This window comes from Halomonas halodenitrificans DSM 735 (assembly GCF_000620045.1).
GTDB lineage: Bacteria > Pseudomonadota > Gammaproteobacteria > Pseudomonadales > Halomonadaceae > Halomonas > Halomonas halodenitrificans.
On the sequence record NZ_JHVH01000003.1, the window covers coordinates 138,941 to 156,582 of the forward strand.

The 17,642-nt window shown below is 62.2% G+C and carries 18 protein-coding genes; 13 read left to right on the forward strand and 5 right to left on the reverse strand.

What is annotated here, in order from left to right; translation table 11 throughout:
* Positions 1-28: 28 nt before the first annotated feature.
* The 3 genes from Q358_RS0104275 to Q358_RS0104285 all read right to left on the reverse strand — a co-directional run bounded on the left by Q358_RS0104275 (position 29) and on the right by Q358_RS0104285 (position 2,588).
* Positions 29-823: a MetQ/NlpA family ABC transporter substrate-binding protein gene (locus tag Q358_RS0104275; RefSeq protein WP_027960918.1), complete on the reverse strand. Its 795-nt coding sequence runs from the start codon at positions 821-823 to the stop codon at positions 29-31.
* A gap of 69 nt (positions 824-892) precedes the next feature.
* Positions 893-1,546, reverse strand: coding sequence for a methionine ABC transporter permease (locus Q358_RS0104280; RefSeq protein WP_027960919.1), 654 nt, complete (start codon positions 1,544-1,546; stop codon positions 893-895).
* The gene (locus tag Q358_RS0104285; protein ID WP_027960920.1) at positions 1,527-2,588 is read right to left on the reverse strand and encodes a methionine ABC transporter ATP-binding protein; all 1,062 of its coding nucleotides are present in this window, start codon (positions 2,586-2,588) and stop codon (positions 1,527-1,529) included. Before Q358_RS0104285 ends, Q358_RS0104280 begins: the two co-directional genes overlap by 20 nt.
* A gap of 385 nt (positions 2,589-2,973) precedes the next feature.
* On the opposite strand from Q358_RS0104285, the gene Q358_RS0104290 reads away from it, so the two are divergent.
* From Q358_RS0104290 to Q358_RS0104350, 13 genes are all read left to right on the forward strand, one after another.
* Positions 2,974-3,603, forward strand: coding sequence for a riboflavin synthase (locus tag Q358_RS0104290; protein WP_027960921.1), 630 nt, complete (start codon positions 2,974-2,976; stop codon positions 3,601-3,603).
* Positions 3,604-3,794: 191 nt separating this feature from the next.
* Entirely contained in the window at positions 3,795-5,096 is a 1,302-nt protein-coding gene (locus Q358_RS0104295; protein ID WP_043487629.1) for an NCS2 family permease, read from the forward strand.
* A gap of 22 nt (positions 5,097-5,118) precedes the next feature.
* Positions 5,119-5,664 carry an adenine phosphoribosyltransferase gene (locus Q358_RS0104300; protein ID WP_027960923.1) on the forward strand — a complete coding sequence of 182 codons (546 nt, stop codon included), beginning with the start codon at positions 5,119-5,121 and terminating at the stop codon, positions 5,662-5,664.
* Positions 5,665-5,668: 4 nt separating this feature from the next.
* Positions 5,669-6,148 carry a xanthine phosphoribosyltransferase gene (gene gpt, locus Q358_RS0104305; RefSeq protein ID WP_027960924.1) on the forward strand — a complete coding sequence of 160 codons (480 nt, stop codon included), beginning with the start codon at positions 5,669-5,671 and terminating at the stop codon, positions 6,146-6,148.
* Positions 6,145-6,837, forward strand: a complete 693-nt coding sequence (gene ung, locus Q358_RS0104310) for a uracil-DNA glycosylase (protein WP_027960925.1) — start codon at positions 6,145-6,147, stop codon at positions 6,835-6,837. The genes gpt and ung overlap by 4 nt, the downstream gene beginning before the upstream one ends.
* Before the next feature lie 116 nt (positions 6,838-6,953).
* A complete protein-coding gene (upp, locus tag Q358_RS0104315) occupies positions 6,954-7,583 on the forward strand; it encodes a uracil phosphoribosyltransferase (RefSeq protein ID WP_027960926.1) in 630 nt (209 codons plus the stop codon).
* Between the two features lie 417 nt (positions 7,584-8,000).
* Complete coding sequence (locus Q358_RS0104320) at positions 8,001-9,089, forward strand: ABC transporter ATP-binding protein (protein ID WP_027960927.1); 1,089 nt, start codon at positions 8,001-8,003, stop codon at positions 9,087-9,089.
* Position 9,090: 1 nt separating this feature from the next.
* Positions 9,091-10,191 (forward strand): ABC transporter ATP-binding protein, encoded by a 1,101-nt coding sequence (locus Q358_RS0104325; protein ID WP_027960928.1) that lies wholly within the window; start codon positions 9,091-9,093, stop codon positions 10,189-10,191.
* Complete coding sequence (locus Q358_RS0104330) at positions 10,184-11,065, forward strand: carbohydrate ABC transporter permease (RefSeq protein ID WP_027960929.1); 882 nt, start codon at positions 10,184-10,186, stop codon at positions 11,063-11,065. The genes Q358_RS0104325 and Q358_RS0104330 overlap by 8 nt, the downstream gene beginning before the upstream one ends.
* Position 11,066: 1 nt before the next feature.
* A complete protein-coding gene (locus Q358_RS0104335) occupies positions 11,067-11,960 on the forward strand; it encodes a carbohydrate ABC transporter permease (RefSeq protein ID WP_425402535.1) in 894 nt (297 codons plus the stop codon).
* A 12-nt stretch (positions 11,961-11,972) separates the two neighbouring features.
* Complete coding sequence (locus tag Q358_RS0104340; RefSeq protein WP_027960931.1) at positions 11,973-12,245, forward strand: DUF2160 domain-containing protein; 273 nt, start codon at positions 11,973-11,975, stop codon at positions 12,243-12,245.
* Between the two features lie 60 nt (positions 12,246-12,305).
* Positions 12,306-14,048, forward strand: coding sequence for an ABC transporter substrate-binding protein (locus tag Q358_RS0104345; protein WP_027960932.1), 1,743 nt, complete (start codon positions 12,306-12,308; stop codon positions 14,046-14,048).
* Between the two features lie 212 nt (positions 14,049-14,260).
* Positions 14,261-15,499 carry a uracil-xanthine permease family protein gene (locus tag Q358_RS0104350; RefSeq protein WP_027960933.1) on the forward strand — a complete coding sequence of 413 codons (1,239 nt, stop codon included), beginning with the start codon at positions 14,261-14,263 and terminating at the stop codon, positions 15,497-15,499.
* A gap of 91 nt (positions 15,500-15,590) precedes the next feature.
* Here Q358_RS0104350 and Q358_RS0104355 read toward each other — a convergent pair whose 3' ends face one another.
* Together Q358_RS0104355 and Q358_RS0104360 are read right to left on the reverse strand one after the other, a co-directional pair.
* Positions 15,591-16,490 (reverse strand): carbon-nitrogen hydrolase, encoded by a 900-nt coding sequence (locus Q358_RS0104355; protein WP_027960934.1) that lies wholly within the window; start codon positions 16,488-16,490, stop codon positions 15,591-15,593.
* Between the two features lie 17 nt (positions 16,491-16,507).
* Positions 16,508-17,557, reverse strand: coding sequence for an agmatine deiminase family protein (locus Q358_RS0104360; RefSeq protein ID WP_027960935.1), 1,050 nt, complete (start codon positions 17,555-17,557; stop codon positions 16,508-16,510).
* Positions 17,558-17,642 lie beyond the last annotated feature (85 nt).

The window sequence follows — 17,642 nt, forward strand, 5'->3', positions numbered from 1 at the left end:
TGGGGCTGATCCCCGTCGCCAGGCTTCCTTACTTCCAGCCGGGTACCGCCTGGGCACCGAACAGCTCCCTGGCCTTGGCTTCGACCGCGTCGGTCTGGTAGGACTCGACCAGCTGCTGGATCGCCTCGCGATCCTCGTCATCGCCGCGCACCGCGATCAGATTGACATAGGGAGACTCGGGGCCTTCCTTGATCAGGGCGTCGTCCAGCGTCAGGCCGGCAGGCTGGGCGAAGGTGTTATTGATGAAGGCCAGGTCCACGTCCGGCAGTACGCGCGGTAGCTGGGCGGCTTCGATCTCGCGGAACTCGAAGTCATGCGGATTGGCGGCGATATCCAGCGGGGTGGCTTCGAGGTTTTCCGGGTCCGTCAGTTCCAGCATGCCCAGGTTGTGCATCAGGATCAGGGCGCGACCCTCGTTGGAGGGGTCGTTGGGCAGGGCGATGGTGGCCCCGTCCGGAATCGCCTCGATGCTGTCGTACTTCTCGGAGTAGGCGCCGATCGGATAGACGAAGGTGTAGCCGGCGATGGCGAAGTCATAGCCGCGATCCTCGACCATGGAGCGCATGTAGGGTTCGTGCTGGTAGGCATTGGCGTCCAGGCTACCGTCGGCCAGGGCGGCGTTGGGGGTCACGTAGTCGGTGAATTCGATGATCTCCACCTCGAGGCCGTGCTCGCGCTCGGCGATATCGGCGGCAACCTCCATCACCTGGGTCTCGGGGCCGGCGACGGTACCGACCTTGATGGCGTGGTCGTCGGCCAGGGCGGCGCCGGCGCCGAGGGCCAGTGCGGAGGCGAGGGCGGCATTGAGCAGTGTCTTTTGCATGGAACAGAGTCTCCTGATCGATGGGAACGATGCTAGCGGTATAAGAATAATTGTTTAAATAGCTTTTGGCTATTTATGATCGCTCTTGCGCACCAGATAATCCCCCAGGCTCTGGAAGCCCTGCACCATGATGACCAGGATGGCCACGGTAATCAGCATGATGGTGGGGTTGAAGCGGTTATAGCCGTAGCGAATGCCCAGGTCGCCCAGGCCGCCGCCGCCGACGGCGCCGGCCATGGCGGAGTAGCTCACCAGCGTGACCAGGGTGACCGTCAGGGCGGTGAAGATGCCGCCGCGGGCCTCGGGCAGCAGCACCTTGTGGATGATCTGCCAGGGGGTGGCGCCCATGGACTGGGCGGCCTCGACGAGGCCCGGGTTGATCTCGTTGAGTGCCCCCTCGACCAGGCGAGCAATGAAGGGAATCGCCGCGATGGTCAGTGGCACGGCGGCAGCATTGGTGCCGATGGAGGTGCCCACGAGCCCGCGGGTGAAGGGAATGATGGCGACCATCAGGATGATGAAGGGGATGGAGCGGCCGACATTGGTCACGATACCCAGGACGCCGTTGAGTACCGGTTGAGCCAGTACCTGTGCCGGGCGGGTTACATAGAGCAACACCCCTAGCGGGATGCCCGCCAGAGCCGAGATCACCCCGGAGATGGCCACCATATAGAGGGTATCGAGGGTGGCCTCGAGAATCAGTTCAAGCATCGCGCTGGACATGGCCGAGTACCTCCACCTGCAGGTCGTGGGATTCGAGATAGGCGAGGGCCTCGCGGGTCTTGCCGGCGGGGCCCATCAGTTCGGCGATCATCAGACCCAGGGTGCGCTCCTGGATCGACTCCACCTTGGCCTGCAGGATGCTGACGTCGACGCCGCATTCCCGGGCCAGGCGTGATACCAGCGGGGCGGCCACGGCATCGCCCCGGAAGGCGAGCCGCACGACCGGGTGGGTATGCGGTCCCGGCGACTCTTCCAGGCGTTCGATGAGGGCGCGTGGAGGCTCAAGCTTCAGGAAGTCGTTGAGAAACTCCCGGCCCAGCTGGGTGCCGGGCGAGGTGAAGAAGTCGCCGACCTCGGCCTCTTCCACCAGTTCGCCGTCGGAGATCAGGCTCACGCGATGGCAGATCGACTTGACCACCTCCATCTCGTGGGTGATCAGCAGAATGGTCAGGCCGAGTGTCTGGTTGATATCGCGCAGCAGGGCGAGGATCGAGCCGGTGGTCTGGGGGTCGAGGGCCGAGGTGGCCTCGTCACACAGCAGCACCTTGGGGCGACTGGCCAGGGCGCGGGCGATGGCCACGCGCTGTTTCTGTCCGCCTGACAGTTGCGTGGGGTGCTGGCTTGCCTTGTCGGCGAGGCCGACGAGCTCCAGCAACGGCGTGACCCGTTCGCGGATCTCGGCGCGCGGCATGCCCATCAGCTCCAGGGGGAGGGCGACATTGGCGAAAACCGTGCGATTGGTCAGCAGGTTGAAGTGCTGAAAGATCATGCCCATGCCATGGCGGGCCTGGTTGAGTGCCTGACGCGACAGGCCGGTGAGTTCGCGGCCATCGACGGTGACGGTGCCCGTCGTGGGGCGCTCGAGGAGGTTGACGCAGCGAATCAGCGTCGACTTGCCGGCCCCGGAAAGGCCGATCACGCCATGGATCTGGCCGGCGGGTACGTGGAAGTCGACCTGCTTGAGCGCCTGGATGCTGCGGGTATCGCCATCGCGGCGGCCCTTGAGCTGGTAGGTCTTGGAAACGTTGTGGAGTCGGATCATGGATACCACCGCTGGGGGCGCCGAGGCGGGCGGTGCAAGGGGAAGGCAAAAAAAGGCCACCCTGTCGGGTGGCCATCAACGCTGGACACACCCTTTTAGCTGCACTTCACGGCTTGAGTCGAGTCATGCCGCGGGCGCCCGCAAGCCGGGTTCAAATCGGCGCCATTCAATGTAGCCGGCAAGCATAGGGGCAGGTGGGTGACCTGTCAATCATGCCACAGGGCTTCCTGCTGCCAGGCGCTGTGTGGTGCCATATCCTTTGTCTATTCGGTGTTATCCAGTGGATATTGTGGTGTTATGCGACGATGGACGGGGAGGGGAGGAATTTCCTACACTCGTGGGTCTTTCCGCCCGATCCCAGGGCGCCAGTAGCCGAGGAGACGCCATGTTCACTGGCATCGTGCAGGGCACCGCCAAGGTGGTGGCCATCCAGGAGGCCGAGGCCTTTCGAACCCATGTCGTGATGTTGCCCGACGATCTGCGCAGCGGCCTGGAGGTGGGCGCCTCGGTGGCCCATAACGGGGTCTGCCTGACGGTTACCGCCCTCACCGAGGCGGGGGTGAGCTTCGATCTGATGCGCGAAACGCTGCGAGTCACCAACCTGGGCGAGCTGACGGTGGGAGATCACGTCAATATCGAGCGGGCCGCACGCTTCGGTGACGAAATCGGCGGTCACGCCATGTCGGGGCATATCATGGCTCAGGCCGAGCTGGTCGAACTCGAAGAGGCGCCCAACAATCGTCGGCTCTGGTTCGAGCCGCCCCATGCCCTGGGACGCTTCCTGTTCGACAAGGGCTATATCGGCGTCGACGGGGCGAGTCTTACCATCGGTGAGGTGCGCCCTGCCACTGCCGAGCAGGGGCCGCGCTTTTGCGTCGACCTGATCCCGGAAACGCTGCAGCGCACCACCCTGGGAGAGCGTGTGCCCGGGGACCGGGTCAATATCGAGGTCGCCCCCCAGACCCAGGCGATCGTGGAGACGGTTGAGCGAGTGCTGAAGGTACGAGGCACCTAGCGGCGTCGAGTAGGCGTTGGTCGCCGGGCTGGCGATTGTGTCATGAGTTGCTTATACAAAGGGTAGGGGTGAATACCGCCGCGTTCGGGGCGGCGTCCATCTCGCATCATCGGGAGGCTTTGGGTACCATGTTTCGCCTTCTCGCCCCCGGAATTTCCTCAACACGTCCAAGCGCGTAGGAATCGAGCCCCATGAAGAGCCTGATCGACAAGCATTTCAAGCTATCCGAGCACAGCACCAATATCAAGACCGAGGTCATCGCCGGGATTACCACCTTCCTGACCATGGCCTACATCATCTTCGTCAACCCGAGTATCCTCTCGGAGGCCGGGATGGACTATGGGGCGGTCTTCGTGGCGACCTGCCTGGCGGCAGCCCTGGGCTGTCTGATCATGGGGCTGTGGGCCAACTATCCCATCGCCCAGGCACCGGGCATGGGGCTCAACGCCTTCTTTACCTACGGCGTGGTGCTGGGCATGGGGTATAGCTGGGAGGCGGCCCTGGGGGCCGTCTTCTTCTCCGGGCTTATCTTCCTGCTGCTCAGCATCTTCCGGGTACGCGAGTGGATCATCAACTCGATTCCCCTCTCCCTGCGCCTGGGGATCGCCGCGGGTATCGGGCTGTTCCTGGGGATGATCGCCATGAAAAACGCCGGCATCGTGGTCGCCAATCCGGCGACCTACGTGTCGGTGGGAGATCTCTCCGAGCCCTCCGCGCTGTACGCGCTGCTTGGCTTCTTCGTGATCACCGCGCTGTCCTATATGCGCGTCACCGGCGCGGTCATGATCGGTATCCTCGGCATCACCGTGCTGTCCATGCTGCTGGGACACAACGAGTATGGCGGCATGATGTCCATGCCGCCTTCCATTCTGCCCACCTTCATGGCGCTCGATCTGGCGGGGGCCTTCGATATCGCCATGCTCAGCGTGGTCTTTGCCTTTCTCTTTGTCGACCTCTTCGATACATCCGGCACCCTGATTGGCGTGGCCCATAAGGGAGGGCTGCTCGACAAGGATGGCAAGCTGCCGCGGATTGGCCGCGCCATGATGGCCGACAGCTCGGCCTCCATGGCCGGCGCCGTGCTGGGTACCTCCACCACCACCAGCTACGTGGAGTCCACCGCGGGCATCGTCTCGGGCGGGCGTACCGGCCTCACCGCCGTCGTGGTGGCGATCATGTTCCTGATCAGCCTGTTTTTCGCCCCGCTGGCAGGCTCCATTCCGGTTTACGCTACCGCCGGCGCCCTGCTCTATGTGGCGGTGCTGATGGCCAGCAGCCTGGCCCACGCCAACTGGGATGACCCCACGGATGCCGCGCCGGTATTGATTGCCGCCCTGGCCATGCCGCTGACCTTCTCCATTGCCGAAGGGATCGCGCTGGGCTTTATCAGCTTCGTTGCCATCAAGGCGCTGTCGGGTCGCTTCCGCGACCTCAACCCCGCGGTCATTGTGCTGGCGCTGCTGTTTGCCGCCAAGTTCCTGTTCCTCGACTGATCACTCACCAACGAGACCCGCCATGAGCATCTACGGCGACTATATCAAGTCCGTCATTCGCACCGTTCCCGACTGGCCTAACCCGGGGGTGAACTTCCGTGACATCACCCCGTTGCTGCAGAACAGTGCGGCCTTTCGCAAGCTGGTGGACAGCTTCGTGCATCGTTACCAGGAGATGGATATCGACGCCGTGGCGGCCATCGATGCCCGCGGCTTTATCGTCGGCGCACCGCTCGCCTACGAGCTGGGCTGCAGCTTCGTGCCGGTACGCAAGAAGGGCAAGCTACCGTTTCGCACCATCAGCGAGACCTACACCCTGGAGTACGGCGAAGCCGAGGTGGAGCTGCACTCCGACGCCTTTCGGCGTGGCGATCGCATCCTGATCGTCGATGATCTGATCGCTACCGGTGGCACCATGCTGGCCGCGGCCAAGCTGATCAGTCGCAGTGGCGGCCAGGTGGTGGAGACCGCCACCATCGTCGATCTGCCTGACCTGGGGGGCTCTCGGCGTATCCGCGAGTCTGATTACGGCGTCTTCGCTGTCTGTTCCTTCACCGAGGACGAGTGATTCCATGAGCATCAACCGCTACCATCAACACTTCACCGTTTCCTGGGATCAACTGCATCGCGATGTGCGCGAGCTCTGCCAGCGCCTGGTAGAACGCGACTTCAAGGGGATCGTCGCCATCACTCGCGGCGGCTTGATTCCCGCCGCGCTGATCGCGCGTGAGCTCAATGTCCGGCTGATCGATACCGTCTGCATCAAGAGCTATGACCATATGGAGCAGGGCGGGCTGGATGTGATGAAGGGGGTCGATCACGATGGCGACGGCTGGCTGCTGGTCGATGATCTGGTCGATACCGGCAAGACCGCCCGCAAGGTGAGCGAGATGCTGCCGCGCGCCCACTTCGTCACCATCTATGCCAAGCCCGAAGGCAAGCCGCTGGTCGATCAGTACCTGACCGAGGTGGCCCAGGACTGTTGGATCCAGTTCCCCTGGGACATGGGGGTGGCCTATGTCGAACCGCTCGCCGACCAGGTCAAGCCATGAGGCTACCCACCAGCTGGGGGCACTGGCTCGAGGATGAGTTCGAGTCGCCCTACATGCAGGCACTGCGTGATTTCCTGGCGGCCGAGAAGGCCGCCAGGAAGGTGATCTATCCACACTCCTCAGAGTGGCTTCGCGCCTTCGAGCTGACCCCGTTGGACAGGGTCAAGGTGGTGATCCTGGGGCAGGACCCTTATCACGGGCCGGGTCAGGCCCATGGGCTGTGCTTCTCGGTAAAGCCGGGCGTTCGAATTCCGCCATCGCTTGTCAACATCTACAAGGAACTCGCGGCGGATGTGGGATGCCAGCCGGTGTCCCACGGCAACCTGGAGCACTGGGCGCGTCAGGGAGTGCTGATGCTCAACGCCTCGCTGACCGTTGAACAGGGCAGCGCGGGATCGCATCGTGGACGTGGCTGGGAGACCTTCACCGATCGGGCCATCGAGACGGTCAGTGCCCATGCCGGCCCCTCGGTATTCCTGCTGTGGGGCAGTCATGCGCGCAAGAAGAAGGCCCTGGTCGATACTTCCCGCCATCTGGTGCTGGAATCGCCGCATCCCTCGCCGCTTTCCGCCCATCGTGGCTTCTTCGGCAACCATCACTTCTCCCGCGCCAACGCCTTCCTGGTCGAACACGGCCGCGAGCCCATCGACTGGCAGCTGCCCGAGCATGCCGATGCGTGTGCGCTTTAACCTCAACGCAAGATGCGAGTAGAATAGCGCGCAATTTATGGCCGAGGTCCATGCGACCAAGGTCGACCGGTTTCTGCCGCCCGCAACTTCGTTGCACCAGCCAAGAGGTCCCGCCCATGAGCGTTCATGCCATCCAGCATCCCCTGGTCCAGCACAAGCTTGGCTTGATGCGTGAAGCCGGTATCAGCACCAAGAGCTTTCGCGAGCTTTCCGGTGAACTGGCCAAGCTGCTTACCTACGAGGCGACCCAGGACCTGGAACTCCAGACCCAGGATATCGACGGCTGGAGCGGCGGCAAGATTCCGGTGCAGCTGCTCAAGGGCAAGAAGGCCACCATCGTTCCCATCCTGCGGGCGGGCCTGGGCATGCTGGATGGCGTGACCGACCTGATACCCAGTGCCAGGATTAGCGTGGTGGGTCTCTATCGGGACGAAGAGACCCTGGAGCCGGTACCCTACTTCGCCAAGTTCGCGGGAGATCTCGACGAGCGCATGGCCATCGTCATCGATCCCATGCTGGCCACCGGGGGCACCATGGTGGCAACCCTGGACATGCTGCGGGAACGAGGCTGCAAGCATATGAAGGTCATCGTGCTGGTGGCCGCGCCGGAGGGGATCAAGCGGGTTCAGGATGCCTATCCCGATATCGAGATCTATACCGCCGGTGTGGATGAGCGCCTCGACGAGAACGGCTACATCATTCCCGGCCTGGGGGATGCCGGAGACAAGATCTTCGGTACTCGCTGAGCGTCGACGCCAACGGCGGCCCTTCTCGCTTGTTTGCCCCCCTGCAGCCCGCGGCTATCCCTAGCGGCAGCAGGAGGGGCTCTTGTGTTCCCCCGACTGCCCCGTCTTGCGGGGTCTTTCCTGACCCTGCGTGTGAAGTGTTGGTTTTCGCTCATTGAAATGCCCTGTTGGGTCATCCGCGATGCGAGTCCCGATGCGAGCCGTTATTGGACCTTTCTCGGGTCGCCCTTAGACGAAAGGCTTAACATTGTAAAAAATCTAATAATAACAATGTTGTATTAAAGCAAAAGAGTAAGAGGGCAAGGCCGGATCTCGATGTTTTCGGTTGATGACATTTGTGTTTGAAATCGAATCACGGTTAGGTTGTATTCAACAGTTCCCGGATACAGCAAATAACAACGAACGGTCGAGATCCGCATGTCCTTGATTCTAGATAATATCGACTACATTGTCGGTGGCGCCTCGCATATGTCAGGCGTGAGCCTGGAGCTTGAGCCGGGCTCGTTCAATGTCCTGCTGGGAAGGACGCTGGCGGGGAAGACCACGCTGATGCGGCTGATAGCCGGACTCGATGTCCCGACGCGAGGCCGCATCTGGATGGATGGCAAGGAGGTGACCGGGCGTTCGGTTCGCAGGCGCAATGTCTCGATGGTCTATCAGCAATTCATCAACTATCCGGGCCTTACCGTCTACGACAACATTGCGTCGCCCCTCAAGTTAGCGAAAGTGGCCCGCCCGGAGATCGATCGGCGTGTAAGAGGCGTTGCCGAAATGCTGCATATCGAGCATTTGCTGGACCGCCTGCCCCTGGAGCTCTCCGGTGGTCAGCAGCAGCGAACGGCCATGGGGCGTGCCCTGGCCAAGGATGCCGATGTCATCCTGTTCGATGAGCCCCTGGTCAACCTCGATTACAAGCTCCGCGAGGAGTTTCGTGAGGAACTGCGTTCGGTCTTCAGCGAACGCAACTGCATTGCCGTCTATGCCACCACCGAGCCCACGGAAGCCCTGGCACTGGGCGGCAACACCGCCGTGATTCACGAGGGGCGTCTGCTGCAGTATGGCCGCACGGAAGAGGTCTATCATCGTCCGCATGACATCCTCACCGCAGAGCTATTCTCCGAGCCCCCCATCAATATCGTGAGTGGAGACGTTTCCAGCGACGCGGTATCTCTTGATAACACGGGTTTCTTTCCCGTCGGTGATGACTTGCGTGGCCTCGCCCCCGGGACGTATCGCTTCGGAGTGCGCGCCTCGCATATCTCGCTTGTGCCCCAGTCCAAAAGTGACGTCGAGTTAACGATGACGGTGGACCTGGCGGAGATAAGCGGGTCCGAGACCTTCCTCCATGTGCATAACGAGCTCTTCCATATGACGGCTCACCTGAAGGGGATTCATGACTTTGGGGTTGATGTCCCGGTGACGCTCTATATTCCAACCCACAAGGTCTATGTCTTTGATCGCGAGGGTAGGGTAGTGCATATACCAGCGCATCTGAGGGGGAGCTGAGATGGCCGAAATCGTTCTGAAGTCCCTGGCTCATAGCTACGTGAGCGACCCCCGGGTGCCGGAAGACTATGCCATTCGCGAGATGGACCATATCTGGCATCAGGGAGGCGCCTATGCGTTACTGGGACCTTCGGGTTGCGGAAAGTCGACGCTTCTCAACATTATTTCCGGTCTGTTGGAGCCCTCCCGAGGCGACGTGCTCTTCGACGGCGAGGTCGTGAACTCCCTGCCCCCCGAGGCCCGCAACATCGCCCAGGTTTTTCAGTTTCCCGTCGTCTACGACACCATGACAGTCTATGACAATCTGGCTTTTCCGTTGCGTAACGTGAAGACCCCCGAGGCTCGCGTTCATGAGCGCGTGATGGAGGTCGCCGACGTGATGGAGCTCACTGCACAGCTCAAGCGCCGGGCCAGGAACCTGACGGCAGACGAGAAGCAGAAGGTTTCCATGGGCAGAGGCCTGGTGCGAGATGATGTGTCGGCGATCCTCTTCGACGAGCCCCTCACCGTCATCGACCCCCAGCTCAAGTGGAAACTGCGCCGCAAGCTCAAGGAAATTCATCAGCGCTTCGAGATCACCATGGTCTATGTGACCCATGACCAGCTCGAGGCCTCCACCTTTGCCGACAAGATTGCCGTTATGTACGAGGGCAAGATCGTACAGTTCGGCACTCCCAGGGAGCTGTTCGAAAAGCCTAATCATACGTTCGTGGGCTACTTTATCGGCAGTCCGGGCATGAACTTCCTGGATGTGGAGGCCAGGGAAGGCCGCGTGATGGCCGGTGCCATGGAGTTGACGGTCAAGCAGGCCGTGCACGATGCCGTGGCGAATGCCCGGGCCACTAATATCAAGCTCGGTATTCGCCCCGAGTTCATCGAGGTCCTTGCCGACCCGGTGGAGGATGGCATGGAGGCCAGGATAGATTACGCCCAGGACCTCGGGACCTACTCGATCCTCTCTCTGACCCTCGGCAACACGGTGCTCAAGGCGCGTATCGAGGAGGGACAGCCGGTGCCGACCGGGAGGGCCTGGCTGCGTTTTCCCGACGAGCGAGTGGGCCTGTATATCGACGAATATCGCGTGGAGCCTGGCCATGAGTAAAGTCTACAACAACCGCGCCTGGTGGCTGATATTGCCGATGCTGCTGCTGGTAGCCTTCTCGGCCATTATTCCGCTGATGACGGTGGTGAACTACTCGGTTCAGGACGTCTTCGATGCCAACACCCGTTTCTTCACGGGTACCGAATGGTTCAAGGAGATGTTGAATGATCCCGCCCTGCAGGCGGCCGTGTTGCGGCAATTTGCCTTCTCGCTGACCGTGCTGGCCATCGAGGTCCCGCTGGGAATCGGTATCGCCTTGATAATGCCCAGGAAGGGGTGGCAGGCCTCTATCGTGCTGATCCTGGTGACCATGCCCCTGCTGATTCCCTGGAACGTGGTAGGCAGTATCTGGCAGATCTTTACCCGCGGGGATATCGGGCTGATGGGGTGGAGCCTGCGTGAGCTGGGGTATGGCTACAATATTACGGCGAGCCCCGTGGATGCCTGGATCACCATTATCCTGATGGATGTTTGGCACTGGACGCCGCTGATTGCCTTGCTCTGCTATAGCAGCCTGCGTTCGATACCCGATGCCTACTACCAGGCGGCACGCATAGATCGTGCGTCAAACTGGTCGGTCTTCTACTACATTCAGTTGCCCAAGCTGACCAATGTGCTGGTGATCGGAGTGCTGCTGCGCTTCATGCACTCCTTCATGATCTATGCCGAACCCTTCGTGTTAACGGGCGGGGGGCCGGGTAGTTCCACCACCTTCCTGAGTCAGTCACTGACGACCATGGCGATAGGTCAGCAGGATCTGGGGCCGTCGGCGGCATTCTCGCTGATCTACTTCCTGATTATCCTGCTGGTTACCTGGGTGTTCTACACGGCGATCATGAACATGCAGAAAGACGACATCAAGGCGGAGGCATGACATGAGCGATGCATTGCCCACAACCCCCGAGGCCGTAAGGCAGCGAGCCGCAGCCACCAGCAATCGGAAGCGTCGCCGGAACCGTTCGGCCCCTCGCCAGTGGCGCCGTCGTGGGCTCATGGCGGCCTATATCGTTTTCGTGCTCTTGCCTATCTATTGGCTGCTCAACATGTCCTTCCAGTCCAATACCGAGATTCTCGGAGGGCTGACCCTGTGGCCAGAGGACTTTACACTTGAGCACTATTCCAAGATATTTACCCAGTCAAGCTGGTACATGGGTTACGTTAACTCGATTACCTATGTGCTGATTAATATGCTGTTGAGTATCGTGGTGGCGTTGCCTGCCGCCTATGCCTTCAGTCGCTACAAGTTTATCGGTGATAAACACCTTTTCTTCTGGCTATTGACCAACCTGATGGCGCCGCCGGCCGTATTCCTGCTGCCCTATTTTCAGCTGTACTACACCGTTGGGCTCTTCGATACCCATGTGGCGGTGGCGCTTGCCCACTGTCTCTTCAATATCCCGTTGGCCGTATGGATACTCGAAGGCTTCATGAGCGGTGTGCCCAAGGAGATTGACGAGACGGCGTTTATTGATGGCTATCGTTTTCCGGCCTTCTTCGTGAAGATATTTATCCCCATGATCAGTTCGGGAATCGGTGTGACGCTGTTCTTCCTGTTCATGTTCTCCTGGGTGGAGCTATTGCTTGCCAGCACCCTGACCGCCACGAATGCCCAGCCCATTGCCTCGGTCATGACCCAGACCAAGGGCGCCTCCGGAATCGACTGGGGAGCATTGGCGGCGGCGGGGGCGCTTACGATATTGCCGGGCATCGTGGTGGTGTATTTCGTTCGCAACCATATCGCCAAGGGCTTTGCACTGGGCCGAACTTGAGAGGGAGTCAACATGGAATGGATGGTCTGGACCACCCCGACTCTGGTTTTTTTCCTGGTCATCGCCGCCATACTGGCCGGCATGACCGCCTGGGAAGTCATCTCACCGACGGTCGAGAGAAAGGGCTTTCTGCTTATTTCGACGACCCGCGGAGACCGGCTGTTCATAGGACTGCTCTCTGCGGCTTATATTCATCTTGTCGTGGTGGGTTTCACTCCGCTCACCATCTGGGTTGCCCTGGGTGCATCGGTGCTTTGGGCGTTGATCCTGATGCGCTGGGGCTGACCGAAGCCAGGCATGGAGCCGATTCCCCAGGGACGGCTAACAATAACCGAAGAGGTCAATATGAAATCGATAACAATGCGACTCTCTCTCCTGGCCGTGGGTGTCACCCTGGCCAGTAGCGCCCTATACGCCGATGATACCGACACACGTGCCATCGCGGAGCGTTTGGTCGATGAACACTTCCAGAATTCCACGCTGTCCCGCGAGCAGCAGGTCGAGGAACTGATGTGGTTTGCCAAGGCGGCCGAACCCTTCCGCGGCATGGAGGTCAACACCGTGGCAGAGGGGCTGACCACGCATATCTATGAGCGTGATGTGCTGGCCGAGGCCTTCAGCGAACTGACCGGGATCGAGCTGACCCACAACATCATCGGCGAGGGTGATGTCGTCAACAACATGCAGACCCAGATGCAGTCGGGGCGCAACATCTACGACGGCTACGTCAATGACTCCGATTCAATCGGCACGCATGTTCGTTATGGCACCACAATCAATATTTCTGACGCCATGGACAATGAGTGGGCCGATTATACCCTGCCGACCCTGGACCTGGATGATTTCATCGGCCTGCAGTACGGCACGGGGCCCGACGGCAGCCTCTACCAGATGCCCACCCAGCAGTTCGCCAACCTCTATTGGTTCCGCTACGACTGGTTCCAGCGCGACGACTTCCAGGAACAGTTCAAGGACGCCTATGGCTACGAGCTGGGGGTGCCGACCAACTGGACCGCCTATGAGGATATCGCCGAATTCTTCACCGAGCGGGTGGGCGAGATCGATGGTACCAAGGTGTATGGCCATATGGATTACGGGCGCCGCGACCCATCACTGGGTTGGCGTTTCCACGACTCCTGGCTCTCGATGGCCGGCATGGGCAGCCCCGGCGTGCCCTTCGGCAACCCGGTCGATGACTGGGGCATTCGCGTGAACGAGGAGAGCCAGCCCGTCGGGGCAAGCCTGTCCCGGGGCGGGGCGACCAACTCACCGGCATCGGTGTTTGCCGTTACCAAGATGGTGGACTGGCTCGAGAAGTATGCGCCCCCCGAGGCGAGTGGCATGACCTTCGGCGAGGCGGGGCCGGTGCCGGCCCAGGGCAATGTCGCCCAGCAGATGTTTTGGTATACGGCCTTCACGGCGGACATGACGGATGCGTCGCTGTCGGTCACCGACGACGAGGGGAATCCTAAGTGGCGCATGGCGCCGTCGCCGACCGGCCCCTACTGGGAAGAAGGCATGAAGGTGGGGTATCAGGACGTCGGTGCCTGGACCTTCTTCGATTCCACGCCGGAGGATCGCCGTACGGCCGCCTGGCTGTTCGCGCAATTCAGCGTTTCCAAGACGGTATCGCTGGAGAAGCTCATGGAAGGGCTCACGCCAATTCGCGAGTCGGACATATTCTCCGAGCAGATGACCGAGATGGCGCCCAAGCTTGGCGGCCTGGTGGAGTTCTATCGCAGCCCCAACGAGTCCAACTGGACGCCGTCTTCCACCAACGTGCCGGACTATCCGCGCATGGCCCCGCTGTGGTGGCAGAACCTGGCGCCTGCCGTCAGCGGTGATATCTCTCCCCAGGAAGCGCTCGACAACCTGGCGGGGGATCTCGACAGCATCATGGCCCGCCTGGCGCGAGCCAAGGTGTTCTCGACCTATGCCCCCAACCTCAACGACGAGCGCGATCCCCAGTACTGGCTGGACCAGGAGGGGGCCCCCAAGCCCCGGCTGGACGACGAGATGCCCCAGGGGACTACCGTTCCCTACGACCAGCTGATGGAGGAGTGGATGGCCGCCGGGTCTCGTGAGTGAATGAGAGGCGAGCGGGGCACCGGCGTTTCCCCATGACCCGCCGATACAGCAGGGCAGGGGGAGTGACCACCGGGTCTCGTGAGTGAATGAGTGATGGACAGGGCCCCGCTCGATGACAATCGAGCGGGGCCCGTTATTTTCGGTGCTTCGCAGACTGGCCTGCTAGAATGCCGCGCGAGCCATCGCCTGCCATCCATTCCAGGAGCCTTGTCATGCCAGATACCGCGGCCTCGCGGCCCGCTACCCCTCTTCCCCGCACGCTGCTCACCGGCGTGCAGATGCTGTTCGTTGCCTTCGGTTCCCTGGTGCTGGTGCCGTTGCTGACCGGCCTGGACCCTAGCGTGGCCCTGTTCACCGCCGGTATCGGTACGCTGCTGTTCCACGGTGTAACCGGCCTGACGGTGCCGGTCTTTCTGGCATCGTCCTTCGCCTTTATTGCGCCGATTCAGGGGTCGATTGCCAACTTTGGAGTATCGGCGACGCTGGGCGGACTGATGGTCGCCGGCCTGGTCTATGTGGTGGTCTCCCAGGCGGTACGCCTCAAGGGAACCGTGTGGTTGCACCGCCTGTTGCCGCCGGTGGTGGTGGGGCCGGTGATCATGGTGATCGGCCTGGCCCTCGCGCCGGTGGCGGTCAGCATGGCGACCGGCGAGACCAGCGATCATATCGGCTACGGTCCGGCGCTGTTTCTCTCCATGACCAGCCTCCTGGTGACCCTGGTACTGGCGGTATTTGGCCGCGGCATTATCCGGTTGATCCCCATCATGGGAGGCATCGCCACCGGCTATGGGCTGGCGTTGATCATGGGGCTGGTGGATTTTACCCCGATGCACGAATCGGCCTGGCTGGCCATACCCGCCTTCACCGCGCCAAGCTTCCACTGGGCGGCGATCCTGTTCATGATTCCGGTGGCGATCGCCCCGGCCGTGGAGCATATCGGCGACATGGTCGCCATCGGCTCGGTGACCCGCAGGAATTACCTGGAGACGCCCGGCCTGCACCGCACCCTGCTGGGAGACGGCCTGGCCACCATGGCGGCCGCACTCTTCGGTGGCCCGCCCAACACCACCTATTCCGAAGTCACCGGGGCGGTGACCCTGATCCGTGCCTTCGACCCGCGCATCATGCTGGTGGCGGCCTGTACGGCCATTGGCCTGGCCTTCGTCGCCAAGCTGGGGGCGCTGCTGCAGACCATTCCGGGGCCGGTGATGGGGGGGATCATGACCCTGCTGTTCGGCTCCATCGCCGTGGTGGGCATGAATACCCTGGTGCGGGCCGGCGACTCGCTCACCGCGCCGCGCAACCTGGTGGTGATCTCGCTGATCCTGGTATTCGGCATCGGCGGCATGCAGGTGGGCGGCGGCCAGTTCACCCTGCAGGGGGTGAGCCTGGCCGCCCTGGTCGGCATCGTCCTTAACTGGATACTGCCCGGCGCCAAAGAAGACGAATAACGAGTCCCGGTAGCGGCGGGTCGGGTCTTTATAGGCGTCGACGCGGCGGTCCCGGCCGGTATGGAGAGTAGCCAGGTCCGTCGCTGGTGATTCAGTCCCGGTAGCGGCGGGTCAGGTCTTTATAGGCGTCGATGCGGCGGTCCCTGAGGTACGGCCAGATTCGTCGCACGTCTTCGCTGCGGTCCATGTCCAGGGTCACCATCAGCCGCTCGGCCTGGGTCCCGGCATGGGCCAGCAGTTCGCCCTGGGGGCCGGCGATAAAGCTGCCCCCCCAGAAGTCGATGCCGCCGCCGATGCCGGAGCGGTCGGGCTCGTGGTCGACCCGGTTGGCCACGATCACCGGCACGCCATTGGCGACTGCGTGGCTTCGCTGGATCAGCGTCCAGGCCTCCTTCTGGCGGGCCTTTTCATCGTCCTCATCGACCGGGTCCCAGCCGATGGCCGTGGGGTAGAGCAGCAGCTCGGCTCCGGCCAGGGCCATCAGCCGCGCCGCTTCCGGATACCACTGGTCCCAGCACACCAGCAAGCCGAGTCGACCGACCGAGGTGTCGATCGGCGCGAAGCCCTCACCGGGGCCGTCGGCGTCGCCCGGCGTGAAGTAAAATTTCTCGTAGAAGCCCGGGTCATCGGGGATATGCATCTTGCGGTAGTGACCCACGCTACCCAGTTGACGATCGTAGACCACGGCGGTGTTGTGATAGAGGCCGGCGGCGCGGCGCTCGAAGAGTGAGCCCACCAGCACGATATCGAGCTCCGCGGCAAGAGCGGCCAGGCGGCTGCCGGTGGGGCCGTCCAGGGGCTCGGCGAGGTCGAACAGCTCGGTATCCTCGTATTGACAGAAATAGTGGGTGGCGTGCAGCTCCTGCAGCATGACCAGTTCGGCACCGGCCGCGGCCAGTTCACGGATGCCGGCCTCGCTCTCGGCGAGGCTTCTGGCCTTGTCGGGCCAGCCGGGCTGTTGGACCAGGCCGACCTTCAGGTGGCGGGACATGGTGATATCTCCTCGTTTCAACAGGTCGTCGTGGCTGTCAGGCTGTTGCGGGGCAGCTGCATGGTCAGACAGTGCAGGCTGCCGTGTTGACGGATCACGCTGCGACAGTCGATGGGCACGATGTCGCGGCCCGGGAAGGCACCACTCAGGGCGACGAGGGCCCGGGCGTCGGCGGCGTCGGCATAGGTAGGCACCAGCACGGCGCCGTTGATGATCAGGAAGTTGGCATAAGTCGCCGGAAGGCGATGGCCATCCTCGGGGTCTCGGCAGGGCGAGGGCCAGGGCAGGGGGACCAGGCGATAGGGCTGGCCGTCGGCGCGACGCAGGGCCTTGAGCTCTTCCTCCATGGCCGATAGTGCCGGGTAGTGAGGGTCCTGGTCATCATCACAGCACACATAGGCGATCGTGCCGGGATCGCAGAAGCGTGCCAGGGTGTCGATATGACTGTCGGTGTCGTCGCCTTCCAGGTGGCCATTGGCTAGCCACAGCACGCGATTCACGCCGAAGTCCTGGTGCAACCACTCTTCCACGGCTCGGCGGTCGAGCCCTGGGTTGCGATTGGGGTTGAGCAGGCAGGCCTCGGTGGTGAGCAGGGTGCCCTCGCCATCACTCTCGATGGCGCCGCCCTCGAGCACCAGTCCTCGTTCGCTGACCGGGCCGGCGAATACGCCGGCGGCGGCGAGGCGCCGTGTCAGGGTGTTGTCTCGGGCGGCGGGAAACTTGCCGCCCCAGCCGGTGAACTCATAGTCGTGCAGCACCAGCCTGCCAGCGTGCTCCACCGCCAGGGGGCCATGGTCGCGGGCCCAGGTGTCGTCTGTCTCGGCGACCACCAGCCGCAATCGCTCGGTGGGGACGCCGAGTCGTGCGAAGCGTCGCTCGAGCCGGGTTCGAACGAGAGGGGTCGGGACGCTGATCAGCACGCTCTGGTAGCGGGCGATGGCGACCACCATCGCCTCCAGCGTTGACTCGATGCGCTCAAGCATCGAGGCCCAGTCGCTTTCCTGGCTGGGCCAGGTCAATAGTACGGCATCCTGGGGATGCCACTCGGGGAGCAGGCGTGTGGCCATCGGGTCGATTCCGGATCGCGAGGTGTCAGGTCGCGAATGTAGGTGGCCCGAGGGCGCTATGCAAGAGCCGAAGAAGGGAGGGAGT

What these genes read in the sequence shown, in the direction of transcription:
- Q358_RS0104340 (WP_027960931.1), top strand. Translation starts at nt 11,973, where the DNA reads ATGGAATGGATGGTCTGGACCACCCCGACTCTGGTTTTTTTCCTGGTC.
- Q358_RS0104330 (WP_027960929.1), top strand. Translation starts at nt 10,184, where the DNA reads ATGAGTAAAGTCTACAACAACCGCGCCTGGTGGCTGATATTGCCGATG.
- Q358_RS0104360 (WP_027960935.1), bottom strand. Translation starts at nt 17,557, where the DNA reads ATGGCCACACGCCTGCTCCCCGAGTGGCATCCCCAGGATGCCGTACTA.
- Q358_RS0104320 (WP_027960927.1), top strand. Translation starts at nt 8,001, where the DNA reads ATGTCCTTGATTCTAGATAATATCGACTACATTGTCGGTGGCGCCTCG.
- Q358_RS0104280 (WP_027960919.1), bottom strand. Translation starts at nt 1,546, where the DNA reads ATGTCCAGCGCGATGCTTGAACTGATTCTCGAGGCCACCCTCGATACC.
- Q358_RS0104355 (WP_027960934.1), bottom strand. Translation starts at nt 16,490, where the DNA reads ATGTCCCGCCACCTGAAGGTCGGCCTGGTCCAACAGCCCGGCTGGCCC.
- Q358_RS0104325 (WP_027960928.1), top strand. Translation starts at nt 9,091, where the DNA reads ATGGCCGAAATCGTTCTGAAGTCCCTGGCTCATAGCTACGTGAGCGAC.
- gpt (WP_027960924.1), top strand. Translation starts at nt 5,669, where the DNA reads ATGAGCATCAACCGCTACCATCAACACTTCACCGTTTCCTGGGATCAA.
- Q358_RS0104295 (WP_043487629.1), top strand. Translation starts at nt 3,795, where the DNA reads ATGAAGAGCCTGATCGACAAGCATTTCAAGCTATCCGAGCACAGCACC.
- Q358_RS0104285 (WP_027960920.1), bottom strand. Translation starts at nt 2,588, where the DNA reads ATGATCCGACTCCACAACGTTTCCAAGACCTACCAGCTCAAGGGCCGC.
- Q358_RS0104345 (WP_027960932.1), top strand. Translation starts at nt 12,306, where the DNA reads ATGAAATCGATAACAATGCGACTCTCTCTCCTGGCCGTGGGTGTCACC.
- Q358_RS0104335 (WP_425402535.1), top strand. Translation starts at nt 11,067, where the DNA reads ATGAGCGATGCATTGCCCACAACCCCCGAGGCCGTAAGGCAGCGAGCC.
- ung (WP_027960925.1), top strand. Translation starts at nt 6,145, where the DNA reads ATGAGGCTACCCACCAGCTGGGGGCACTGGCTCGAGGATGAGTTCGAG.
- Q358_RS0104350 (WP_027960933.1), top strand. Translation starts at nt 14,261, where the DNA reads ATGCCAGATACCGCGGCCTCGCGGCCCGCTACCCCTCTTCCCCGCACG.
- Q358_RS0104290 (WP_027960921.1), top strand. Translation starts at nt 2,974, where the DNA reads ATGTTCACTGGCATCGTGCAGGGCACCGCCAAGGTGGTGGCCATCCAG.
- Q358_RS0104275 (WP_027960918.1), bottom strand. Translation starts at nt 823, where the DNA reads ATGCAAAAGACACTGCTCAATGCCGCCCTCGCCTCCGCACTGGCCCTC.
- upp (WP_027960926.1), top strand. Translation starts at nt 6,954, where the DNA reads ATGAGCGTTCATGCCATCCAGCATCCCCTGGTCCAGCACAAGCTTGGC.
- Q358_RS0104300 (WP_027960923.1), top strand. Translation starts at nt 5,119, where the DNA reads ATGAGCATCTACGGCGACTATATCAAGTCCGTCATTCGCACCGTTCCC.